Raw genomic sequence first — 23,040 nt, 5'->3', positions numbered from 1 at the left:
AGGTAGTGCTTTTAGGTGCCACGTCTGCAAAGGCGTGGCATTTTTTTTTACCGGCAGTTTATGATCCTCCCTTCAACGCCATCTCCGCAGCATTTTTCCCACTGGTCAATGCGGCCTCAACAGTTCCCATAGCAGGGCCGTCATATAGGTATTCCCCTGTAAAATATAGCGTGCCGTCAACAGGCTGGAGTAAAACTTTGCGCGCCTGAGGGCTTTCAACTTTGTCGTACGCGTAGGAACCGCGTGTGTAAGACTCGGCAGTCCAGTTGGCTACATGCCATGCAACCAGCCTGTCTTGCAGTATCTCCTGCCCTGTCTGAAATATATTGCTTAACGATGTCATCGCCATTTGCAAAACAGCTTCATCGGATGTGCCTTTTTGGGCATAAGCAGGTGGGCCTCCCAGCCATCCGGTAAGCAGCCGGCTGCGCACAGGCGATTGAGTCCAGTAAGTAGGTACCGTTTCATCGGAAAACAAAAAGCCCATATTGGAAAGGTCGGCACCGACAGCTTCTTTTTCCCAAAATACCTCATCAAACTCCAGCAGAATTTTTATTACCGACCCAAATCCCATATCATGGATTGCCTTCATGTGCTCTTTTATCGGGGGATTGAACGCTAATGCTCCTTTTGCACTTTCCGGCGCCTGCAACACCCCGAGCGGCAGGGCAATGATGATTTTGTCCGCTTCATATTGTTTGCCATCGGTTGTTGTAACGTGCACTGCATTGCTTTTCCAACTGACCTTATGTACAACATTGGTAAGATGAATTTCGGTACCGGCATTGCGGCATGCATTGGCAAGGTAATTTACCATCGTACCGTACCCGCCATCAACACGGTGCTGGGCATACTCATTCTCATGGTTCCATTCGTTGCGCAGGGCAAAGGCGCTTGCATCACGTGAATCGGCAGTATCGTATCCTGCTACATAATTTTCAACCTGGTTGCGCATTTTGGCATATTGCGCTCCATCAAAATTTTGCTCCAGGAAATCATGCAGCGGCATATCGTTTTCCAGTTGGTTCAGCTTTTGCAGGAATTCGTCCCAGCCATCTATAAATTCTTCGGTCTGCGCAAAGGCATCGTTTTGGTATTGCCACATTTCAAAACCTACATGCTGACTGCCAATACCCGCTTCTTTCAGCAGGTTAAGGGTAACAGGCAGATCACCATGAACGAATTCTGCGCCCAGTTCTGTTGGTGCCGAAAAGTTTTCATTTACACTATGTATGCGCCCGCCGATACGGCCCCTGGCTTCCAGTACCACTACCATTTTCCCGGCATTCGCCAGGGTGTATGCAGCCATCAGGCCCGAAGCGCCTGCACCTACTATAATAACATCTGTTTTTTTCATTCATTGTAATTGATATAGCAAGATAGCAATTATGCAGCTTGATGGTTATATGTTGCCGATATCCTATATATTTTGCATTAAGAATAACTGTCTGAATTTTTAAACAGGTATTTTACCACATAGGCACATAGCCTAAAATTGCTTCAAAGTTAGAAACATTTGCCCCAATTATAGTCAAACATAGTATCGAAAGCATAGCTTCGATCTACTGTGGGCCTTATGCATAAACTAAAGACTATGAAAATCTATGTTTCTATGTGGTTAAATTAAATTTTAGACAGTTTCTAAAAGAAAATTCAAATTTCATTCAGAATTGAATTGCTAAATTGCAGTATGAAAATTTTAGTAGTAGAAGACGAAAAGGAAATTGCTATTAGCATTAAAGATTATTTTAAGCCTAATGGTGTGCAGTGTGAGCTGGCGGGGAGCTATAAGGATGCCCTCGATAAAATTAGCATGTATGATTATGACTGTATATTATTAGACCTGATGCTTCCCGATGGTGATGGCTTTGATATCCTCCGCGAGCTAAAGCGCCAAAATAAAACGGAAGGCGTTATTATCATCTCGGCAAAAGAAAATCTTGATACGCGCATAGAAGGCTTTAACCTGGGCGCAGATGACTACCTTACTAAACCTTTTCATTTATCGGAACTGCTGGTAAGGCTCCACGCGCTCATAAGGCGTAAAAACTTTAAGGGGAATAATAATGTGGTTTTTAATGAGATAACTATCGATATCTTTTCTAAGACCGTTACCGTAAATACGACTAAATTAGACATTACAAAAAAAGAGATCGACCTGCTGCTGTATCTTATCGGGAATGAGAATAAAGTGCTGTCTAAAAGCGCTATTGCCGAGCACCTTTCGGGCGATATGGCAGATATGCTGGACAATCACGATTTTGTGTACGCACATATAAAGAACCTGAAGAAAAAGCTGAGTGCGGCGGGCGGCGGCGATTATATTAAAACGGTTTACGGACTCGGATACAAATGGCAGGATGACTAAACGATTATTAAATAAAACCACCGGGAGCTTCCTTGCGTTCTCTGTGCTGATACTTGTTGTAGCAGCGCCAGTATTTTATTTCATAAGCCAACTGCTGTATATTTATGAAACGGATGAAGTACTGCTTTTCCACAAAGGGGACTTTGTAAAAGACAGCCGCAATTTTACAGAAAATGACATCGCTGCATGGAATAAATACAATCGCGATGTTCAGATTGTCCCTGACATGGGCGTCACCAAAGATTCGATTTTCGGGAGGTCATTGTTCGATTCTATCTCCAGGGAAAAAGAGCCCTTCCGGTTGCTTTATGCACCCGTGAACATCGGGAACAAGCGGTTTACTTATATAGAGCGAAGCAACCTTGTGGAGATGGAAGGCATGGTGATCAGTATCGCCATTATGTTCCTGGTCATTATTATAATCCTGCTTATAGGCATTATCCTGCTTTCCAACCGCCTGGCAAAAAGGATATGGTCGCCCTTTTATGACACGCTGCAACAGATACAGGATTTTGAGATCGATAAAAACAATCCGCCGAACTTCATTGGTACCGACATTGATGAATTTGACCGCCTGAACAAGAGCCTGGACCGCCTTATCGAAAAAAATACTGCTATATATAAAAGCCAGCGGGAATTTGTAGAGAATGCTGCACACGAGCTACAGACACCGCTTGCACTTTTCCAGACAAAACTCGATACGCTTTCACAATCAGCAGGTTTGTCAGAGGAAGAATCGGGACTGATAGGCTCCCTCAACAATGATGTGTCACGAATGAACCGCCTCAACAAAAACCTGCTGCTGCTCTCTAAAATTGACAATGACAGTTATCTGGAAAAACAGGAAGTCGTTCTTAACGACTACATAGAAAAGCACCTCGATTTTTTTACCGAGCAGGCGGCTTCAAAATCAGTAACTGTAACTGTAGACCTGTCTGAAAAAGCAATTTTAAATACAAATCCCGTACTGGCCGAAGTACTCATTAACAACCTTTTCCTTAACGCCATAAGGCATAATACTACGGGAGGCAAAATAATAATTACTACATCGGAAAATGCTATTGCTTTTGCAAACAGCGGCCAGCAAATACCCCTCAATGCGGAAAAGCTTTTCAACCGATTCTCAAAAGCCGACCCTTCGGCTAAGGGCAATGGCCTTGGCCTTGCCATCGTAAAAAAAATCATCGAGCTTAACCGATGGGATATTGCCTATAGTTTTCACGATGGCCTGCATAATTTTATAGTGAAATTTTAAAAATTCAGGTTTCCTTCTAAATCGGTTTGCAGTTTTGCTTTATAATTAAATGCAAGCCTGTGACTGCGAAATACCCCTTCAGGAAAATATTCCTCTGCCTGACATTCCTCTTTTCGGTAGCATCATTTTATGCACAGACAAAATCTGTAACCCTGTCGGGCACCATAAAGGACACTGTTTCCGGAACGAGCCTGTCTTATGCCGATGCCGTACTTAAACAAGACGATGCACTGGTTGCCGGCACGGTGAGCAATGAAGAAGGATTGTTTACACTCACCAATATCCCGCCGGGAAATTACAGCCTTGAAATCATATCCGTAGGTTACAAGGCCCATTTGCAGGAATTATATGTGGGTTCACTTTCGCAATTCCTTAATGTGGGCACTATAGAACTGGCTGAGGATGCACAACTGCTGAACGAAGTGATACTCACAAAAACCAATGATGCCGTAAACGACAGGATGGACAAAAAATCATTTGCTGTAAGCGATAACATTGCCCAAAGCGGCGGGAGTGTGTTGCAGGCTATGCAAAACATGCCGGGTGTAACAACGCAGGATGGTAAAGTGCTGCTGCGGGGCAATGACCGTGTAATGATACTTGTAGACGGCAAGCAGACCGCGATGACGGGCTTTGGCGGACAAACAGGGCTGGATAACATACCTGCATCGGCAATTGAGCGGATCGAGATCATTAACAATCCGTCGGCAAAATATGATGCGAACGGCAACGCCGGGATCATTAATATCATTTATAAAAAGAATAAGGACGAGGGCCTGAATGGCAAAGTCGGTTTAAGTTCTGGGTTTGGCGCCCTGTGGGAAAGGAAAGCGAACCTGCCCACCATACGGCCGCAGTACCAGATGACACCGAAGGTAAACCCTTCGTTCTCGCTTAATTACCGTAAGGAGAAAGTCAACGTGTATTTTCAGGGAGACTACCTATATACCGAAACACTTAACAAGAATGAGTTCGTAACACGTACTTATGACGATGGCACAATTATCAACCAGCAAACAAAACGGAACCGCAATACGCATTTTACAACTTTTAAAACAGGTGTGGACTGGAATTTTGACGAACACAACAGCTTTACATTGTCGGCTCTTTTCGGGAGCGAAAAGATCCTTGACCATGGTGACGAGCCTTTTTTCAATGCCGATTTTTCGCAACGGTCCCGGCTCTGGCAATTCCTGGAAGATGAGCTGAAGACTACGGTAATGGCTTCGGCAGGCTACCAGCACAAATTTAAAGATCCGGGGCATTTGCTGAACGCGGGTATCAACTACACCTTCCACAGGGAAAATGAGAAATATTTTTTCGATAACATCATGCCCGATTATACCGGGAAAGATTCGTTCAAACTGCTGTCGGACGAAAGCGTTATTGATGTGAATGCAGATTACATAAAGCCACTGAGGCACGGGCGCCTTGAAACAGGGTTTAAATTCAGGAACAGGGTTATCCCTACCAATATGCAGTTTTATCCAAGCCTCAATTCGCCGCTGGATACCAGTGCCGGAGGCAAGGCTGTTTACGAAGAAGCAATTCCTGCGCTGTATGGCAATTATGTTTTCGAAAGCAACCGGATAGAAGCCGAAGCGGGACTTCGAATGGAATACTTTTACCTGGAATATGAGGTGAACCCTAACCACCCTGTTTATAAAAGCAGCGGCTACAATTACCTGCAGCCCTTCCCCAACATTCGCTTTGCCTATAAGATCGATGCCAACAACAAGCTATCCTTTTTTTATAACCGCAGGGTGGACAGGCCGAATGAAGTTGATATCAGGATCTTCCCAAAATACGATGATGCAGAGATCATAAAAGTAGGAAATCCGGCGTTGCGGCCACAGTTTTCCAATTCTTTTGAGTTGGGCTATAAAACAACCATAGGCAAAGGTTATCTGTTCGCATCGCTGTACCAAAAATTTACAGACGGCACTATTACGCGGATAGCAACAACTGCGCGGGGCAGCAATTTAATTTACAGTGTTTTCCAGAATGCCGGCAAGAGCTCGAGTAGCGGAGCCGAAATGATCTTTTCGCGCGAAGTGGTTTCGTGGTATTCATTCAACCTGAACCTGAATGCCTACAGGAATATTATAGATCCCTTTACGGTAAATATCCTGTATCCTGTTTCGGTGATTGTTTCAAATGAAAAGCAGGAAATGACTTCAGGAAATATCAAATTCAACAACACTTTTACTTTTGCCAAAACCTTTACCGGGCAAATGCAGGTGGCTTACTTAGCGCCTGATATTGTGCCGCAGGGCAAAACAGGCTCGCGTTTTTCTGTTGACATCGGCCTTAAAAAAACCATTCAAAAAGGCAAAGGCGAACTGTTCCTGAATGCGACCGACCTGTTCAATACACTTGTTATTAAAAAGGAAGTGCAGGGCGACGGATTCCGTTACACCAGCAAAGATTACTATGAAACACAAGTAGTGCGTTTTGGGTACAGCTATAAATTTTAAGAAAATCATGCTGGTTGACGGTTAATCAGGCATTTCAAACGATAAATAAATAAATTCAGAATTAATTCAAAATTACAACTGAAACTTGCGACTAATAAATTAGTCAGCATGTTCAGGAAAATTCATTTACCAGGCCGGTTCGCCCTGTTGTTCAGCTTTATTGTTTGGTTTCTTGTTGTGTCGCAGTTGCTGCGTGTATGCTTTTTTATATGGCAATATGACGAAGTATCCTGGAATATCATTAACCTGCTGCGGACATTACTTACAGGGCTTCTGTTTGACATTGGCGCTGTAACTTACATCTGCGTTCCGGCGCTATTATATTATGTGCTGCTGCCCAACCGCTGGATAGGCTCCTGGGTTGATAAAGCCCTGGTCTGGTTCTTTACAAGCCTTACGATCTTCATCCTGGTATTCACGTTTTTTGCAGAGCTTACTTTTTGGGATGAGTTTAAAACCAGGTTCAACTTTATTGCCGTCGATTACCTGATCTATACGCACGAAGTGGTGGCCAACATCAATCAATCCTATCCGTTACCATTTTTGATAGGCGGCGTATTGATCATAACAGCCGGTATACTCTTTCTTTTTTACAAGAGGAGGGCTTTTACAAAAACGTTTACACAGACGGCTACTCTGGTACAAAGGGCGGTATTGTTTTTTACAGCGGTGCTTATAGCAGTTTTGTATACGACCTTTATAACGAACAATAGTGCGGAATGGTCGCCCAACCGCTACAATTCTGAAATATCAAAAAATGGTGTATACTCGTTTTTTGCAGCATTCAGGAATAACCAGATGAAGTACGACGAATTTTACACTTCGATAGATAAAAATAAGGCCTTCACCATTGTAAAGGATAAGTTAGTTGGTGCTGAATCCAAATTTACAGGTGGGGGCTTTTCGATACACCGGAACGTTACGGACAGCCTTCCGTCTTCAGAAAAAAAGAACGTGGTCTTTATCCTTGTGGAAAGCCTTAGCGGCAGCTTTATGAGAGAGTTTGGCAACCAGCAAAACATAACACCTTTCCTGGACAGCCTGGCCCAAAAAAGCGTGTTTTTTGAAAACCTGTATGCAACGGGTACCCGTACCGTGAGGGGCATGGAAGCCGTGACGCTATGCATACCGCCAACTCCGGGGCAAAGCATCGTGAAAAGGCCGGAAAATGCCAATTTATACACTGTGAACAGCGTATTCAAATCGAAAGGCTATGACAGTAACTTCTTTTATGGCGGCGATGGCTATTTTGATAATATGAACGCTTATTTTGGCGGGAACGGCTTTAACATATACGACCGCGGCCGTGGGAGCGTATTGAGCGACAAGATAAAAACCACACGCAATAATATCGATGACAGCGAGGTTACTTTTGAAAATGCCTGGGGAATATGCGATGAGGACATATTCAACAAAATGCTTAAAGTAGCCGACCAACAATATCAGGACAAGCTGCCGTTTTTCAATTTTGTGATGACCACCTCCAACCACAGGCCATTCAGCTATCCACCGGAAAAAATAGATGTCCCGTCGGGTACAAGCCGCGAGGGGGCTGTAAAATATACCGACTTTGCATTGAGGGAACTGTTCAAAAAAGCGAAAACAAAACCCTGGTATAAAAATACCGTTTTTGTTATCATTGCCGACCATTGTGCCAGCAGTGCCGGGAAAGACGAGATTGATGTTGCCAACTACCATATCCCGGCCTTTATTGTTAACCTGCCGGAAAGCGACAACCAAAAAATAAGCAGGCAATGTTCGCAAATCGACCTGTTCCCCACCCTGTTCTCTTTGATGCACTGGAATTATGAATCTGATTTCTTTGGTAAAAATGTACTTGGGAGGGCGTTTGAAGAAAGGTCGCTGATGGGAACCTACAGGAAACTGGTTTTGATGAAACAGGAAAAAGTAATGATACTTTCTGACCAGAAAAAGCAGGCATTTTATACCTGGAATAAAAAAGACAACAGCCTGAAACCGCTGCCTATAGAAAAAAACTTTTTAGATGAAACGATATCATGGTACCAAACCGCCGATTATCTTTTTACCAATAAACTCCTGAAATAAATGACCTATATTCATTTTATAGTCAACCCTATTTCGGGAAAAGGGACTCATAGCCTGACAGAAGCGTACATCAAAAGCTTTTTTCCTGAAGACAAATTCCGGATAGAGGTTGATACTACCCAACACAAAGGTCATGCTGTAGCGCTCGCAAAAAAGGCTGTTATGCTAAATACCGATTATGTGGTAGCCTGCGGTGGCGATGGTACAATAAATGAGGTAGCCTCCTGCATTGTCAATACCGATACAAAGCTCGGCATTATCCCTGTCGGATCCGGTAACGGCCTTGCATCCAACCTGCAGATACCCCGAGATTTTGAGGCGGCAATGAAAATCATCCGCAACGGAAAAACTTCGATGATTGATGCAGGAACTATAAATGGGCATTATTTTTTCAGCAATACCGGACTGGGTATAGATGCTATTGTAATCCGCAATTATGAGGATTCGGGGAAACGCACACTGCTATCCTACATAAAAGCATCTTTAAAGGCGAGCGTTAACTTCATGCCGGCGGTCACTTCTGTTTCTTATAATAATGAAACCATTGTTGTAAAGCCTTTCCTGCTCTTCATCTCAAATTCAAATGAAATGGGCTACAACATGAGCCTGACACCTAAAGCAAGCCTTAACGACGGCTGGCTGGATCTTGTTATAGTGCCTGAACTTTCATTTTTCGGCAAATTGATTCTGGGGTACTATGTGCTTCGCAATAAAGCGGAAAAGTTCAGTAGAGCAAAGCATGTTTTAGTACGCGATGTGCATATCGAAATGCCTGAAAAGATTTTTAACGATGTCCAGATCGATGGGGAATACCACTGCTTCAAAACCAACACTATTACTGTTTCTGTTTTGGAAAATGCCTTAAAGGTAATTACCCAATAAAAATACCTTGCTTGCCGAATTCAGAATAAATTCAGATTTGAAATATAATTTCACTGCCAGAACCTTAAAACACCCTTATGCCATGCACTAACATTACGCTAATCTTACTATATACTTATGAAAAAGTTAGTGTTATTGTGCCTTTTCGGCATGGCTTTTATTCCTGCAATGGCGCAGTCGGTTACACAACAGGACAGTATTACAATTGATACCATAAGCAGGTACCGGTTCCATTACAAACAGCTGCTTATTCCTGCAGCACTTATCGGCTACGGGGTCATCGGGATTGAAAGCGACCAGCTGAAAAGCTGGAACTTTCAGATACGTGCTGAAGTGAAGGAAGACATTGACGAAAAAATTTCAATTGATGACTTCTCGCAGTGGGCACCCGCAGTTTCTGTCTACGGCCTCGATGCTTTTGGCGTAAAGGCGAAGCATAATTTTAAGGATCGTTCGGTGATATTGCTAACATCCTACGCTATAATGTCAGGTACCGTTTTAGGGTTAAAATCCATAACCGGTATTGAAAGGCCCGACGGCAGTTCGAACAATTCGTTCCCATCAGGACATACGGCAACAGCATTTGCCGGGGCGGAGTTCTTATGGCAGGAGTATAAGGATAAATCGATATGGTATGGCCTGGCGGGCTATGCGGTTGCAACAGGTACAGGGATTTTTCGGATATACAATAACAGGCACTGGCTTACTGATGTTGCTGCCGGTGCAGGGATAGGGATACTGAGCACCAAGATCGCGTACTGGATAAACCCAATAGTAAAACGTACCCTTTTTGGATCGAAAGAGGGTAAATCAACTTCGCTTATACTTCCTTCTTATGACGGAAAACAAGTAGGCCTGACCTTTGTAAGAACTTTTTAAAAACATTAACCATGAAAAAAATAATTGTAGGGCTTATGGTATTGGCACTATTGTCATGCAATGACAACGACGCGGTTATGCGCAGATTCAACGGTGCTGAAAGCGGGTTTACCAAAGGCCAATGGCATATTACCGCTTTTACAAAAGATGGGCGGCAGGCGACTACAAATTATGCTGCGTTTACTTTTAGTTTCACTGAAGAGGGCCGTATTATAGCTACTGACGGCAAACACCGTTATAACGGCAGCTGGCTGGTTCAATGTGAAGACAGCAGCGACGATGGGCCCACTGCCGATCCTGACTTTATTATTTCTTTTAAACAGCCTGGTACACTAACAACCCTTAATGGTGAATGGATCGTTATAAAAAAGGAACCTGCTTACCTAAGCCTGTCGCGTCTCACCAGCAATAATAATAGCAGCGACAGCCTGGTTTTCCGGAAGCTATGATTTATATGATTCGATTAGGCACCTATTTCTCGCGGCATGCGCATTCGTGATGCTCATTAAGATACGCTATGCTTGACTTGCATAACTTTTCCAGGATTTCGATGTTTATATCGGAGAGCTTTTTTACATAGATACATGCTTTCCCCATTTTGAACTTCCCAAGGCCATCAAGTATCTCTTTCTGTTCCTCTACAGGCGAATATACATATAGCGAAAACTCGGCTTTCCGGGGTGAAAAGCCAATTAACGGTGCATCGCCTTCGTGACCGCTTGCATATTTGTAGTGATAACTTCCAAACCCGATTATTGTAGGCCCCCACATTTTGGGCTCAAAGCCAGCCCATTCGCTCATTAACTCAATCAGCCGGAAACTATCCGCTTTTTTTTGGTCGTTATCTACATACGAATTGATAAAATCTGTTACGCTGATTTCTGTTTCGGCCGTCTTATTTTTTGCCATTGTAGTAAAACAGCTTTTTATAATTTTCATTGAGCACTGCAATATAGCTTTCCTGCATTTCCTTCGATAAAAAGCTTTGTTTTATAAATGCGACAAACACAGGCTGTAGCTTAGTAAATCTTTTATAAATATGCTCAAGGGGCTTTTCATTTATGTTTAGTGACCCTGCCAATACATTAAAGTCATTTAGCTTTAGCTTGCTTTTTTTACCATTTATAGTAAGAGCAGATTCTTCTTTATCATCAGGAATAACTAATGCAGTATTTAGTAAATCATATGCCGGCGAGAACTCATATTCAGCTAAAGCATTTTCCATTAGTGTAAAATTCTTAAGGTGCATGTCGGTATTTCCCGTAAGGTAACAGAACAATACCACCTCAAATAAACGCTGTTTTTCAAAACCTTTATTAGCTGTGAATTGATTAGCAAGCTTACCCACTTTTTCGATTGAACCCCGATATTTATGCTCAGTAAGGTTTTCGCTTAACTGGCAGAAATCTTCAACTGCAATTTTTCCGCCATTCTCTCTATCAAATCTCTTAGTAAGGTAGGCAAGCTCGCCAGAATTTAAACGGATCAGGGAGTGTTTAGCCGTTTTGATTTTTGCAAGTTCTGCCAAGTGCATTGTCAAGTCTTCATTTTCCGGTAGTTCATTATATTCAGATGATGGTGGTTTTAATATATAATCACCCTGTAAGCCTACTATAGTTAACCGTGAAAGCCCATTACTACCCTTATCTAAATTCAACGATAATTTAGGCTGGACACCTGTTACGGCAACGCTCTTTATAACAATTTGCTTCGCTAACTCTTCTAACTGTTGCAGGTCAAAATCAATCTCAGGCACTGTCTGTATACCAAACATTTTTTTAATGCATGCCGGATGGAAATCAGTTTCAGCTCCATCTACTGCCTGATAGCAATATAAGCACTTCCCCATTATTAATTTTCTTTAGGTAAAACAGAAACACAACCGATGCAGTCTTTGCATAATGTAAGTAGCAAACCAAACCTGTCCCTTACACTGATTTTCCAATTAGTTACGGCAATATCTAATAGCCATCCTTCCGGAATTAATCCGTCAAAAAAAGGAAACAAAATTTTGCTTTCATAAGGTTTCACCTGTAGGGGCAGCGTAAGGCTTACAGGTTTGGAGTTCGAGTTTTTCAAATAACCTTCATCATATTGAAATGTATAGCCGTCCTCATTTTCAGTGAGTATACCTGCTAATGCATCTTTATAAAAAATTTGTGCCTGTCTCATTCCCCTGCTTTTTTAACAACACCAACCTCAACGCCAAATAAAGCGAGAACCTGATTAACCTTATCTAACCGAACCGATTCTTTTCCCTGCTCCAGTTCCCGCACAAAACGAAGCCCTACCCCGGCACGTTGTGCCAATTCCGGCTGGGTAAGCCTGAGTTGTTTTCGTCTTTCTTTAATGAAATCTGATATTAAAGCATTCATAATATACCCTTTAGGGTACTAAAGTAGTAAATTATATTTAAATATACCTTATAGGGTATAAAACCATTTTAAAAATAAAGATTATGCCTTATAAGGTATAAAAATAAAAGGCTTCAATAATCAGCTATCGGGTTTTTACTTAATGAGGATTGCCTGCAACCATCCCGCAAAACTCAGCTTTGAAAATAAAAACAGCGACAGGAAAATGCTAAAGCAAGCTTACGTATTTACGATAGTCACGAATCGGGAGTGCCTGCGGCCATCCCGCAAAGCTCCGCTTTGAAAATAAAAACAGCGACAGGAAAATTTAAAGCAAGCTTACGTATTTACGGTAGTCACGAATCGGGATTGCCTGTGCCCATCCCGCAAAGCTCCGCTTTGAAAATGAAAACAGCGACAGGAAAATTTAAAGCAGGCTTTATTTTCCTGTCGCTGTTTTCATTTATTCGTGACCTCATCGGGATTCGAACCCAAATCTTCAGAACCGGAATCTGAAATTCTATCCATTGAACTATGAGGCCTTTGGCGATCGAAGATCGCTTATTTTGGATTTTTGGATATTAGATTATTAGACTTTAAGACAGCCTGAATTTATCGAAACAGTCTTGCAATCCAATATCTAAAAGTCTAAAAATCCAAACCTATGCTAAAGACTTCTTTACCACATTAGATATCGTTTTCCCATCCGCAGTGCCGGCAAGTTCTTTAGAGGCTATCCCCATTACTTTGCCCATATCGGCCATACCTGAAAATCCGTTATCCGCAATAATCTTTTTCACTATTGCTTCCACTTCTTCTTCACTCATCTGTGCAGGCAGGAATTTCTCGATTACGGCAACCTGTGCCAGCTCCGGGTCGGCGAGGTCCTGGCGGCCCTGCTCGATGTATATGTTCGCGCTGTCTTTACGCTGTTTTACCAGCCTTTGCAGCAGCTTTATCTCGTCTTCCTGTGAAATCTCTTCCTTGGCGCCGCTTTCGGTTTGTGCCAGTAGTATGGCCGATTTTATAGCGCGAAGCGATTCAAGGGCTATTGTATCTTTGGCTTTCATGGCGGTTTTCATTTCGTCCATGATCTGTGTCTGTAAACTCATAGTACAGGGTTTTTAAATGTGCCTGCGAAGATAAAAAAAATAACCCGAAAATAGCAGCTATTTTCGGGTTAAGGTTCACATTTGGGTTAGTTTAATCCACATTGTCATGCAGGAACGAGTTGTTCGAACGCAACTGTAAGTCGTCGTTACTGTCTGTTCCTAATGACAAACGGGATTTGCTATTGTCTGTCCGGGAATCGCTCAGGTCGATACCCATCCTTTTGTATGCCGGTTCTTTTTCAAACTCATCGATCCTCGAAGAACTGTTATGGAACTTATAGTTGAATTCCTTCATCTTTTTCCTTCTTTCTTCTGCCCTTAGGCGAAGCGTTTCTTCAATGGTCATTTCCACAGGCGAAATATCTTCGTGTGAAGCAGCAAACCTTGAAGGCTCCGGCTGTTCTGTCCTTTTAATAGTAAGGTCCATTTCCGGGGCTACCGGCTCTGCCACTTTCGCTACAGGCTTTGAGTCCAGCAATTCTGCTTCTTTCTCAAGATAATCTTCAAGAGAATAACGTACTATGCCTGTTTCATTAAGCTCTGTCATCGGCACAACCTGTACGGGATCCTGCACTTTTATATTGCGTGTCTCATCGGTAAGGCTGAACAAAAGTTTCTCTTCCTTTTTTACATTATCTATAGAAAGGTCAAATGAAAAAGTGAATTGCTCCTCTTCTTTCTCCACGATAACAAACTCAGGCTCATTTACCTCAATCTCCCTTACGTCTTTTATCTCGAACTGCTGTACCGGCGCTTTTACAGGCGATACTATTTCGAAAAATACGTCAAGGTTATTGATATAGTCTGAAGATGGAAACACAGGCGTTTCTGCAACAGGCGCTTCAACAACTTCAGCTATGGGCTTTTTTTCCTCTATTACTTCCTCCTCAAGCGCAAATACTATTTTTTCCTCAACAACAGGCGTTGCTATCGTTTCCATTTTTGGCGTTTCAGCAACAGGTGCGGAAAAGTCAAATGAAGGAACAATAGGCCTTAGCGTAAGGTCGCGCACCAGTTTTTGGTCTTCTTCAAGTGCGTGTATTATTCTTTTAGGCTCGGTATTTACGATCTCGTTCTGCTGCTCTACATTAAAGCCGGTAGCAATAATAGTAACGGCAACAGCATCGCCCAAAGACTCGTCTTCACCCACACCCATAATGATGTTGGCATTGTGCCCTGCTTCCGATTGTATGTGGTCGTTGATCTCGCCTATCTCGTCGATAGTGATCTCGCTAGTACCCGAAACGATAAGCAACAGCACATTCTTAGCGCCTGTAATCTTGTTGTCGTTCAACAGCGGAGAATCCAGGGCATCGATGATAGCATCTTTCGCACGATTATCGCCTGATGCGATAGCCGACCCCATTATGGCAGTACCACTGTTAGAGAGTACGGTCTTAGCATCTTTTAAGTCGATATTCTGGGTATAGTGGTGCGTTATAACTTCGGCGATACCCCTTGAGGCTGTTGCCAAAACTTCGTCCGCTTTGGAGAACCCGGCTTTAAAGCCAAGGTTACCATATACTTCACGCAGTTTGTTGTTGTTTATCACGATAAGCGAGTCCACCTGTTTGCGCAGCCTTTCCACACCCGCAAGTGCCTGGTCGGACCTTACCTTACCTTCAAACTGGAACGGTATGGTAACAATGCCCACCGTAAGGATATCCCTTTCCTTGGCCAATTGCGCAATTACAGGAGCCGCACCTGTTCCGGTACCGCCGCCCATCCCCGCAGTTATGAATATCATTTTGGTATTGGTATCCAGCATTTTTTCGATATCATCGATACTTTCCAATGCCGACTGCTGCCCTACTTCAGGATTGGCACCCGCACCAAGACCTTCGGTAAGGCCCACGCCCAACTGTATCTTATTAGGGACAGGGCTGTTTTGTAATGCCTGCGAATCTGTATTGCACACAATAAAATCAACACCTTTTATCCCCTGTTTAAACATGTGGTTTATCGCGTTGCTTCCGCCTCCGCCAACACCAATTACCTTGATCACGTTCGATTGATTTTTTGGTAAATCAAACGAAATGCTTCCAAATTCTGTGTTCATCATATCCATCGGGTTTTATTCTGCGTTATCTAAAAAATCTTTAATCTTGTCTATATACTTGTCGAAAAACGACCTCTTTACCTTTTTCTCGGTGGTTTCCTGCGCATTGTTTGCAGGAGCGCTTACCGCTACTGTTTCCAGCTCTTCCGGCTCCTGTACAGGCTCCGGAGCAATTACGGTATTAATCACCGGTTGCGGCCTTGGTGGCGCCGGCTGCTCTGCCGGTTTCTGCAATTCTACCAATGGCGTTGCGCTGTAGGTATTATTACGAAGGCTGTTCATTACCAACCCTACTGCCGTGGCATATAACGGGCTCGATATCTCCTCGTCGCTGTTACCTGCCAGGTGCTCGTTCGGGTAGCCTATGCGGGTATCCATACCTGTTATGTATTCTACCAATTGCTTGATGTGCTGCAGCTGTGCGCCACCGCCCGTAAGCACGATACCGGCTATCAGCTTTTTGCGCGGGTCTTCATGACCGTAGGCTTTTATCTCTGCGAATACCTGCTCGATGATCTCTACCACGCGGGCATGGATTATTTTCGAAAGGTTTTTCAGCGAAATCTCTTTAGGCTCGCGTCCGCGAAGGCCAGGGATCGAAACGATCTCGTTGTCCTTGTTTTCGCCCGGCCATGCCGAACCGAATTTCACTTTCAGCAATTCTGCCTGCTTTTCTATGATAGAGCATCCTTCCTTGATGTCTTCTGTAATTACATTGCCGCCAAAAGGTATCACAGCCGTATGGCGGATGATGCCGTCTTTGAATATGGCAAGATCAGTTGTACCGCCACCAATATCGATCAATGCTACACCTGCTTCTTTTTCTTCCTGGCTCAGTACCGCGTCCGCAGAAGCGAGAGGCTCTAATGTCAGCCCTGAAAGGTCAAGCCCGGAGCTTTTGATACAACGCCCTACGTTACGTATAGACGATGCCTGCCCTACCACCACATGGAAGCTGCTTTCCAGCCTGCCGCCATACATACCGATAGGCTCTTTTATCTCGTTTTGTCCGTCGATCTTGAATTCCTGTGGCAGCACGTGGATGATCTCCTCACCCGGAAGCATTGCCAGCTTGTGCACCTGGTTGATAAGCAGGTCGATATCAGCATCGCCAATCACTTCCTCCGGATTGTTCCTGGAAATGTAGTCGCTGTGTTGTATGCTGCGGATGTGTTGGCCGGCAATACCCACCACCACATCGTTTATCTTGTATCCGGAGTCGGCTTCAGCTTCCTGTACGGCCTGCTGTATCGACTGGATGGTTTGCGTTATGTTATTAACAACTCCTCTGGCAACACCGAGGCTTTTGGATTTCCCCACACCAAGTATCTCCAGTTTCCCATACTCGTTTTTCCTGCCTATCATTGCCACGATCTTGGTCGTACCAATGTCTAAGCCTACTGCAATGTTGTCTTTTTCCATAAATCTATTTTTTGGTGCACACAACCTGTTGTGTAAATTTCAGGTTTATTGTTTTGTAATTTTCAATCAATGTATCCCTAACGGCATCCTGAAGGAATGCTTTATAGTTATTAAACTTTTTCTCAATATTTATCGGCCGCCCGAACACGATATCAAAATCGTAGTTCCTGCTCAGCATCCTCAGCCCGCCGGTTGGGTATACCTCGATACCGATGATATTCTTTTTCAGAAAGTCATCGTCACTGATATACCGGAGCAGCATGTGCAGCTTATCCTGTTCCGCACTGTCGATCTCGCCCGTAACAAGGGGCACCCTCGCAGTGTAGTTGTCAGATAGCGGCATAACGCGCCCTTTGTAATCTATGTAATAAGAATTCCCCCCTTTATATATCCTGGCGATGGGCTTGCGCTGACTTACAACAGCCTCGAGCCTGCCATCTACGGTGGCAAAAACCTCTGCTTTATCGATCATAGGATCGGTATCGAGACTTTTTTCCACACTATTCAAATCTAACCTATCTTTCCTAATACCCGTAACACTGCCGTAATTTTGTATCAACAACTTATTAACTTTGTCACGCGTTATAAATGCCTCCGTATCAGCAAATTTAATATCAACCTTCTTCAGCATCCTGCTTTCATTCCGCTTTGATGAGAAGGAAAAAAGGAAAATAACCGCGCCGAGCATCAGCACTAATCTTACGTCATTCCACTTAATTTTTTTCATCTAAAACTTTTTTAATTTCAGGTACCATTTCCCCAATATCGCCTGCTCCAATTGTTATGATAACATTGGCATCGGACATTTTTAAAAGCGGTATCAAATCAGTTTTGCTCACCAGCTTTTTATTAGGGTTATCCATTTTTTCCAATAGCCATTGTGAGGTTATCCCCTCCATGGGCAGCTCCCTTGCCGGATAAATGTCCAGCAATACAATATTCTCAAACGCTGACAGGCTTTTGGCAAACCCATCGGCAAAATCGCGGGTGCGGCTAAAGAGGTGCGGCTGGAATACCGCCAGCACTTTCTTATCCGGATACAGCTCGCTCACGGCCTGGTGCACCGCGTTTATTTCTGTCGGGTGATGCGCATAGTCGTCTATATACACCAGTCCCGGTTTTTTTATCTGGTAAGAGAACCTTCGCTTTACGCCTTTGAAGGTTTCCAATGCCTTTGCAATGTCTCCCGAAGCCACCCCGTAGGTACTTGCCATAGCCAGTGCCAGCAGCGCGTTCGTAAGGTTGTGATGCCCCGGTAATCCGAACTTCAGGTCTTTTATGCTTTCGGTTGGTGTCTTTACATCAAACACATACCATCCATCTACGATCCTTATATTTTCTGCGGAGAAATCCCCGCCATTCACACCTACCGTTACTCCTTCTAATGGAAGGCCGTTGGTAATGAACATGTGCTTCTTATCTTCCACCTTATCGGCAAATTCCCTGAACGTCGCTTCTATCGAAGCCGTATCGCCATAAATATCCAGATGGTCGGCATCCATAGAAGTAATGCAGGCCATATCCGGGTGCAGGTGCAGGAACGAGCGGTCAAATTCATCCGCTTCAACCACCGTTACGGTCTTGCCGCTGCCTATCAGGTTGCTGTTGTAATTCTCAACAATACCGCCTAAAAAAGCCGTTACATCTACACCGCTTTCATACAGCACATGGCCCAGTATGCTCGAGGTTGTGGTCTTGCCGTGGGTACCAGCCACTGCGAAACAGTAGGTATCTTTCGTAATAATGCCCAATACTTCGGCACGTTTTTTCACTTCAAAACCATTATCAAGGAAGTAGTTCCACTGCATGTGCTCTTTCGGCACCGCAGGCGTTACCACTACCAGCGTATTCTCTTTGTTAAGGAATGGAAGCGCTATCAGTTCCAGCCTGTCTTCAAAATGGATATGGATATCCTCTGCCTTCAGCTCATCGGTAAGATGGGTGGGAGTACGGTCATAGCCGGCTACATTTTTGCCTATAAATTTGAAATAGCGGGCCAGGGCACTCATCCCGATGCCTCCAATTCCCACAAAATAGACGTTATGTATTTTATTTAGCTCCATTTGGATTATTAGACTATTAGATCTTAGATTTTTAGACTTTCTCTCAGTTCTTAATCAATTTTATAACTTCCTCAACAATATCATTAGTGGCATTTACTTTTGCCAGTTTCTTTATATTTTCTCCAAGCCTTTGCCGTTTCTCCTCATTCTTCAGCAAGCCTTCGAATACCGGCTGGAACTGTGTATCCAACTGTATTTCTTTAAGCATCACCGCGCCTTCCTTATCAACAATCGACTGTGCGTTTTTTGTCTGGTGGTCTTCGGCTACATTGGGCGACGGGATAAAAATCACAGGCTTGCCCACAATGCATAATTCCGATACCGATGATGCCCCGGAGCGTGATACTACAATATCCGCTGCGGCATAGGCCATATCCATCCTATCGATGAACGAGAGCACCTGTACATTATCCACGTCACCGTAATGCCTGTACTCTTCAAAATAGAACTTACCGCACTGCCATATCACCTGAACGTTTTGCGCCACAAGCCACGTAAGCTCTTTTGCAATAAGCTGGTTGATGCGCCCCGAGCCAAGGCTTCCGCCCAATACCAGCAATGTCTTTTTAGCCGGGTCGAGTCCGTATTTTTTTATCGCTTCTCCCCTGTTATCTTCCGTATGTATCAGGTCCTGGCGCACCGGGTTGCCTGTAAAGACGATCTTCGATGCCGGAAAAAAACGCTCCATGCCATCATACGCCACGCATATTTTATCTGCCTTTTTCGAAAGCCATTTATTAGTGATGCCCGCGTACGAATTCTGTTCCTGTATTACGGTTGGTACTCCTGCTGCCTCAGCGGCTTTCAGTAACGGCCCGCTCGCGAACCCGCCTGTACCTATTACCACATCCGGCTTAAAGCTCTTAACGATGCCGCGCGACTTCCACAGGCTGCTCATCATTTTCAAAGGAAGCATGGCGTTATCCAGCGTCAGCTTTCTTTGTATACCCGCGATCCACAACCCTTTTATGTTGTAGCCCGCCTGCGGTACCTTTTGCATTTCCATCTTGTCACTCGCACCCACGAACAGTATCTCACTCTCAGGGAAGCGCGCCTTCAATTCATCTGCAATAGCGATCGCAGGATAGATATGTCCTCCTGTACCGCCGCCGCTTAATATGAATCTTTTATTCCCCATAGTTAAAAAGTCTCAAAGTTGGAAAGTGACAAATTTTTGCTTCCTTAGTCTGTTATTTATCTAAATCTATTATCCTCCTTTGTCCTCCCCCCGGCCCCCCTCCTTGGGAGGGGGAGACGGGATGGCCAATCAATACGCTTATTCTTTCTGTCTAAAAGCCAATGATCTAAAATCTAAAAATCTACTTCCCTAAAACCGCATTCATTGGGTTTGAGGAGGCATCTTCTACAGAGTAGGCTGCGGGTTCTGCGAGGCCTTCTGCTTCGGCTTCTTCGCGTTGCTTCTCCCTCAATATATGCTCATCTATCATGCGCTGCAATGTCTGTTCGCGCTCTTCCTTCTCTGCTATTTCCTGTGCTATCTCTTCTTCTTTTTTGGTAACGCTGATGATGATGCCTATCGAGATACACGTCATCCATATCGAGCTTCCCCCACTGCTTATCAGTGGCAATGTCTGGCCCGTTACCGGAAGCAGCTCTACCGCAACACCCATGTTGATGAGCGCCTGGAAAATTATCGGAAACCCGAGCCCTACTATGAGCAGCTTGCCGAACATCGTCTGAGCCTTATGTGCCGTAACCAGGAACCTGAAAAACAATATCAGGTACAGGAACAATACCGCAAGTCCTCCTAATAGTCCGTATTCTTCCACGATGATCGCGAAGATAAAGTCGGAAGAAGATTGCGGCAGGAAGTTCTTTTGGATACTTTTACCCGGCCCCTGCCCATAGATACCACCCGTTGCTATGGCAATTTTTGCTTTCTCTATCTGGTAATCATCTTCGTCCGGCGCATCTGTTGTAAATCGGTCAATACGGCTTATCCAGGTGTCTACCCTGTTTGGCATTGCTTTCGGAAATGCTTTGGCGAACAGTACGAACAGCGTTAGCATCGTTACACCCATAGCAATGATGAATCCTAAGTATTTCAAAGGATACCTGCCCACAAATACCAACATACATACCATCGAAAAAATGAGCGCCGCCGTCGAAAAGTTAGCAGGTAATATTAACGCCAGTATTACAAATACCGGAACCCATAATTCAAAGAACGACCCTTTAAAAGTGACCGGCTTATCGTGCATCTTGGCCAGATAGCGTGCCACATAGATCATCAGGACAATAAAGGCCAGCGCCGATGTCTGGAACGTAACGCCTATGAAAGGTACTTTTATCCAGCGGCTGGCATTGGCGCCATCTATCACAGTGCCCTGGAAAAACGTATAGATAAGCAGCAGCGCTACAATAGGAAGCGCTATCTGCGAAAGGCCACGATAATAATGATAGGGTACTTTGTGCACAAAATAAATGAGCCCGAAGCCAATGAATATATGCACCAGATGCTTAACCAGATAACCAATGGTCGAGCCCTTGCCTACAACATATACCAGATTGGTACTGGCGCTGAAAACCGGCATGAACGAGATGAGTGCAAGCAACATCACGAATGACCAGATGCCCTTATCTCCTTTCAGGTTATTGATTAATTCTTTCATTTATCTATTTTATTTTCTTGCCATCCCTCCTGTCATTGCGAGGAGGAACGACGAGGCAATCTTTGCTTTATTCTTTTCAATTCGAGACGTTGCATGCAACGTCTCTACGGCGTTAACCTTCATGTTACCGTTATAAATTTTGTACCGCGTTTTTAAACTGTTTACCGCGGTCCTCATAATTTTCAAATAAATCAAAACTTGCACAGGCAGGAGACAGTAATACTGTATCGCCTTTCTCTGCCATTTTTTGGGCAATCTTTACCGCCTCAGCCATGCTTGTCGTTTCTACAAGCACATCCACCACGCTTTCGAAAGCTTTTTTTATCTTTTCATTATCTACGCCAAGCGCCACAATGGCTTTTACTTTTTCTCTTACCAATGGCATCAGTTCGTCATAATCGTTGCCTTTGTCAACCCCGCCAACGATCCAGACGGTTGGCGCCGACATACTGTCTAAAGCAAAAAAGGTGGCATTGGTATTTGTTGCCTTACTGTCATTGATGTACTGCACATTCTGTATCTTCAGCACCTTCTCGAGGCGGTGCTCCACGCCCTGGAAGTTGGAAAGGCTCTCCCTTATGGTGTCTTTCCTGATGCGCATCAGTTGGGCAACCGCAGTCGCAGCCATCGCATTTTTTACGTTGTGCTTCCCTTCTAATGATAGTTCGTTTGTTGGCATGGTAAATTCTTCGTTTGTTATATTGCTAATAATACTATTGTCTTTTAAATAGATCCCCCCTTTTACTTCTTTAGTAAGCGAGAAGGGCACTTTTTTTGCTTTAATCTTGTTGCTTTCCAGCCATTTCGAGATGATCTCATCATCCGCATCATATACCAGGTAATCCTTTTCGCTCTGGTTCATCGTTATCCTGAACTTAGCCGCGATGTAATTCTCATACTTATACTCGTACCTGTCGAGATGGTCGGGGCTTATGTTGGTTATCACCGCTATGTGCGGGCGGTATTTTACAACCCCATCCAACTGAAAGCTGCTCAGCTCCAATACATAGCCTTCATGCTTATTTTCGGCTATCTGCCATGCAAAGCTTTTGCCTATGTTCCCTGCCAGCCCGAAGTTAAGCCCGCCTTGTTTTATCAGATGGTGGGTGAGCATTGTTGTAGTGGTTTTGCCGTTGCTTCCGGTTATCCCTATTGTATCAACTTCAATGAACTGTGACGCAAACTCTATTTCGGATATAATAGGAATGCCCTTTTTTACAAGCTGCTTCACTATCGGCGACTTGTCCGGTATACCGGGGCTCTTCATCACCAGGTCGGCATTCAGTATCAGGCTTTCTGTGTGCTGCTCTTCTTCCCAGGGCAGCTTATTGAGCGCAAGCACTTCTTTATAATTGTTCTTTATCTTGCCGAAATCGGACACGAACACATCGTATCCCTTCTTCTTCCCGAGTATTGCGGTACCTACCCCGCTTTCGCCCCCTCCAAGTATCACTAACCTTTTTGACATA

At 44.1% G+C, this 23,040-nt stretch carries 20 protein-coding genes and 1 tRNA gene; 7 read left to right on the top strand and 14 right to left on the bottom strand.

Annotated features, from left to right (window positions below; genetic code table 11):
- Positions 1-58: 58 nt before the first annotated feature.
- On the bottom strand, positions 59-1,357 hold the full coding sequence (locus AAEO56_RS15875; protein ID WP_341698043.1) for a flavin monoamine oxidase family protein: 1,299 nt from the start codon (positions 1,355-1,357) through the stop codon (positions 59-61).
- A gap of 333 nt (positions 1,358-1,690) precedes the next feature.
- On the opposite strand from AAEO56_RS15875, the gene AAEO56_RS15870 reads away from it, so the two are divergent.
- The 7 genes from AAEO56_RS15870 (at position 1,691) to AAEO56_RS15840 (ending at position 10,377) form a co-directional block, all read left to right on the top strand.
- A complete protein-coding gene (locus AAEO56_RS15870; RefSeq protein WP_341698042.1) occupies positions 1,691-2,368 on the top strand; it encodes a response regulator transcription factor in 678 nt (225 codons plus the stop codon).
- Entirely contained in the window at positions 2,361-3,623 is a 1,263-nt protein-coding gene (locus tag AAEO56_RS15865) for a sensor histidine kinase (RefSeq protein WP_341698041.1), read from the top strand. Before AAEO56_RS15870 ends, AAEO56_RS15865 begins: the two co-directional genes overlap by 8 nt.
- Positions 3,624-3,682: 59 nt before the next feature.
- Positions 3,683-6,100, top strand: coding sequence for a TonB-dependent receptor domain-containing protein (locus AAEO56_RS15860; protein WP_341698040.1), 2,418 nt, complete (start codon positions 3,683-3,685; stop codon positions 6,098-6,100).
- Positions 6,101-6,208: 108 nt separating this feature from the next.
- Positions 6,209-8,167, top strand: coding sequence for an LTA synthase family protein (locus AAEO56_RS15855; protein WP_341698039.1), 1,959 nt, complete (start codon positions 6,209-6,211; stop codon positions 8,165-8,167).
- Complete coding sequence (locus tag AAEO56_RS15850; RefSeq protein ID WP_341698038.1) at positions 8,168-9,049, top strand: diacylglycerol/lipid kinase family protein; 882 nt, start codon at positions 8,168-8,170, stop codon at positions 9,047-9,049.
- A 117-nt stretch (positions 9,050-9,166) separates the two neighbouring features.
- Positions 9,167-9,928: a phosphatase PAP2 family protein gene (locus AAEO56_RS15845; RefSeq protein ID WP_341698037.1), complete on the top strand. Its 762-nt coding sequence runs from the start codon at positions 9,167-9,169 to the stop codon at positions 9,926-9,928.
- Between the two features lie 11 nt (positions 9,929-9,939).
- A complete protein-coding gene (locus tag AAEO56_RS15840; RefSeq protein WP_341698036.1) occupies positions 9,940-10,377 on the top strand; it encodes a hypothetical protein in 438 nt (145 codons plus the stop codon).
- A 22-nt stretch (positions 10,378-10,399) separates the two neighbouring features.
- Here AAEO56_RS15840 and AAEO56_RS15835 read toward each other — a convergent pair whose 3' ends face one another.
- The 13 genes from AAEO56_RS15835 to murD form a co-directional block, all read right to left on the bottom strand.
- Positions 10,400-10,837 carry a DUF1801 domain-containing protein gene (locus AAEO56_RS15835; RefSeq protein WP_341698035.1) on the bottom strand — a complete coding sequence of 146 codons (438 nt, stop codon included), beginning with the start codon at positions 10,835-10,837 and terminating at the stop codon, positions 10,400-10,402.
- Complete coding sequence (locus AAEO56_RS15830; RefSeq protein WP_341698034.1) at positions 10,824-11,777, bottom strand: HipA domain-containing protein; 954 nt, start codon at positions 11,775-11,777, stop codon at positions 10,824-10,826. The genes AAEO56_RS15835 and AAEO56_RS15830 overlap by 14 nt, the downstream gene beginning before the upstream one ends.
- A gap of 2 nt (positions 11,778-11,779) precedes the next feature.
- A complete protein-coding gene (locus AAEO56_RS15825) occupies positions 11,780-12,100 on the bottom strand; it encodes a HipA N-terminal domain-containing protein (protein WP_341698033.1) in 321 nt (106 codons plus the stop codon).
- Entirely contained in the window at positions 12,097-12,303 is a 207-nt protein-coding gene (locus tag AAEO56_RS15820) for a helix-turn-helix transcriptional regulator (RefSeq protein WP_341698032.1), read from the bottom strand. Before AAEO56_RS15820 ends, AAEO56_RS15825 begins: the two co-directional genes overlap by 4 nt.
- 449 nt (positions 12,304-12,752) lie before the next feature.
- Positions 12,753-12,824, bottom strand: a tRNA-Arg gene (locus AAEO56_RS15815).
- Positions 12,825-12,944: 120 nt separating this feature from the next.
- Positions 12,945-13,394, bottom strand: coding sequence for a GatB/YqeY domain-containing protein (locus tag AAEO56_RS15810; RefSeq protein WP_341698031.1), 450 nt, complete (start codon positions 13,392-13,394; stop codon positions 12,945-12,947).
- Between the two features lie 91 nt (positions 13,395-13,485).
- Entirely contained in the window at positions 13,486-15,456 is a 1,971-nt protein-coding gene (gene ftsZ / locus AAEO56_RS15805; RefSeq protein ID WP_341698030.1) for a cell division protein FtsZ, read from the bottom strand.
- Between the two features lie 12 nt (positions 15,457-15,468).
- Complete coding sequence (gene ftsA, locus AAEO56_RS15800) at positions 15,469-16,875, bottom strand: cell division protein FtsA (RefSeq protein ID WP_341698029.1); 1,407 nt, start codon at positions 16,873-16,875, stop codon at positions 15,469-15,471.
- 4 nt (positions 16,876-16,879) lie between these two features.
- Complete coding sequence (locus AAEO56_RS15795) at positions 16,880-17,602, bottom strand: cell division protein FtsQ/DivIB (protein WP_341698028.1); 723 nt, start codon at positions 17,600-17,602, stop codon at positions 16,880-16,882.
- Positions 17,589-18,938: a UDP-N-acetylmuramate--L-alanine ligase gene (gene murC / locus AAEO56_RS15790; RefSeq protein WP_341698027.1), complete on the bottom strand. Its 1,350-nt coding sequence runs from the start codon at positions 18,936-18,938 to the stop codon at positions 17,589-17,591. Before murC ends, AAEO56_RS15795 begins: the two co-directional genes overlap by 14 nt.
- Positions 18,939-18,981: 43 nt before the next feature.
- Positions 18,982-20,076 carry an undecaprenyldiphospho-muramoylpentapeptide beta-N-acetylglucosaminyltransferase gene (gene murG / locus AAEO56_RS15785; protein ID WP_341698026.1) on the bottom strand — a complete coding sequence of 365 codons (1,095 nt, stop codon included), beginning with the start codon at positions 20,074-20,076 and terminating at the stop codon, positions 18,982-18,984.
- A 181-nt stretch (positions 20,077-20,257) separates the two neighbouring features.
- On the bottom strand, positions 20,258-21,571 hold the full coding sequence (locus AAEO56_RS15780) for an FtsW/RodA/SpoVE family cell cycle protein (protein WP_341698025.1): 1,314 nt from the start codon (positions 21,569-21,571) through the stop codon (positions 20,258-20,260).
- Between the two features lie 130 nt (positions 21,572-21,701).
- Positions 21,702-23,039, bottom strand: coding sequence for a UDP-N-acetylmuramoyl-L-alanine--D-glutamate ligase (gene murD / locus AAEO56_RS15775; protein WP_341698024.1), 1,338 nt, complete (start codon positions 23,037-23,039; stop codon positions 21,702-21,704).
- Between the last annotated feature and the right edge of the window lies 1 nt (position 23,040).

Origin of the sequence: Flavobacterium arundinis, from assembly GCF_038289855.1 — a bacterium.
In the GTDB taxonomy this organism is placed as follows: Bacteria; Bacteroidota; Bacteroidia; order Flavobacteriales; family Flavobacteriaceae; genus Flavobacterium; species Flavobacterium arundinis.
The sequence above is the reverse complement of the archived record's forward strand: the minus strand, read 5'-3'. Positions and strand labels throughout refer to the sequence as shown.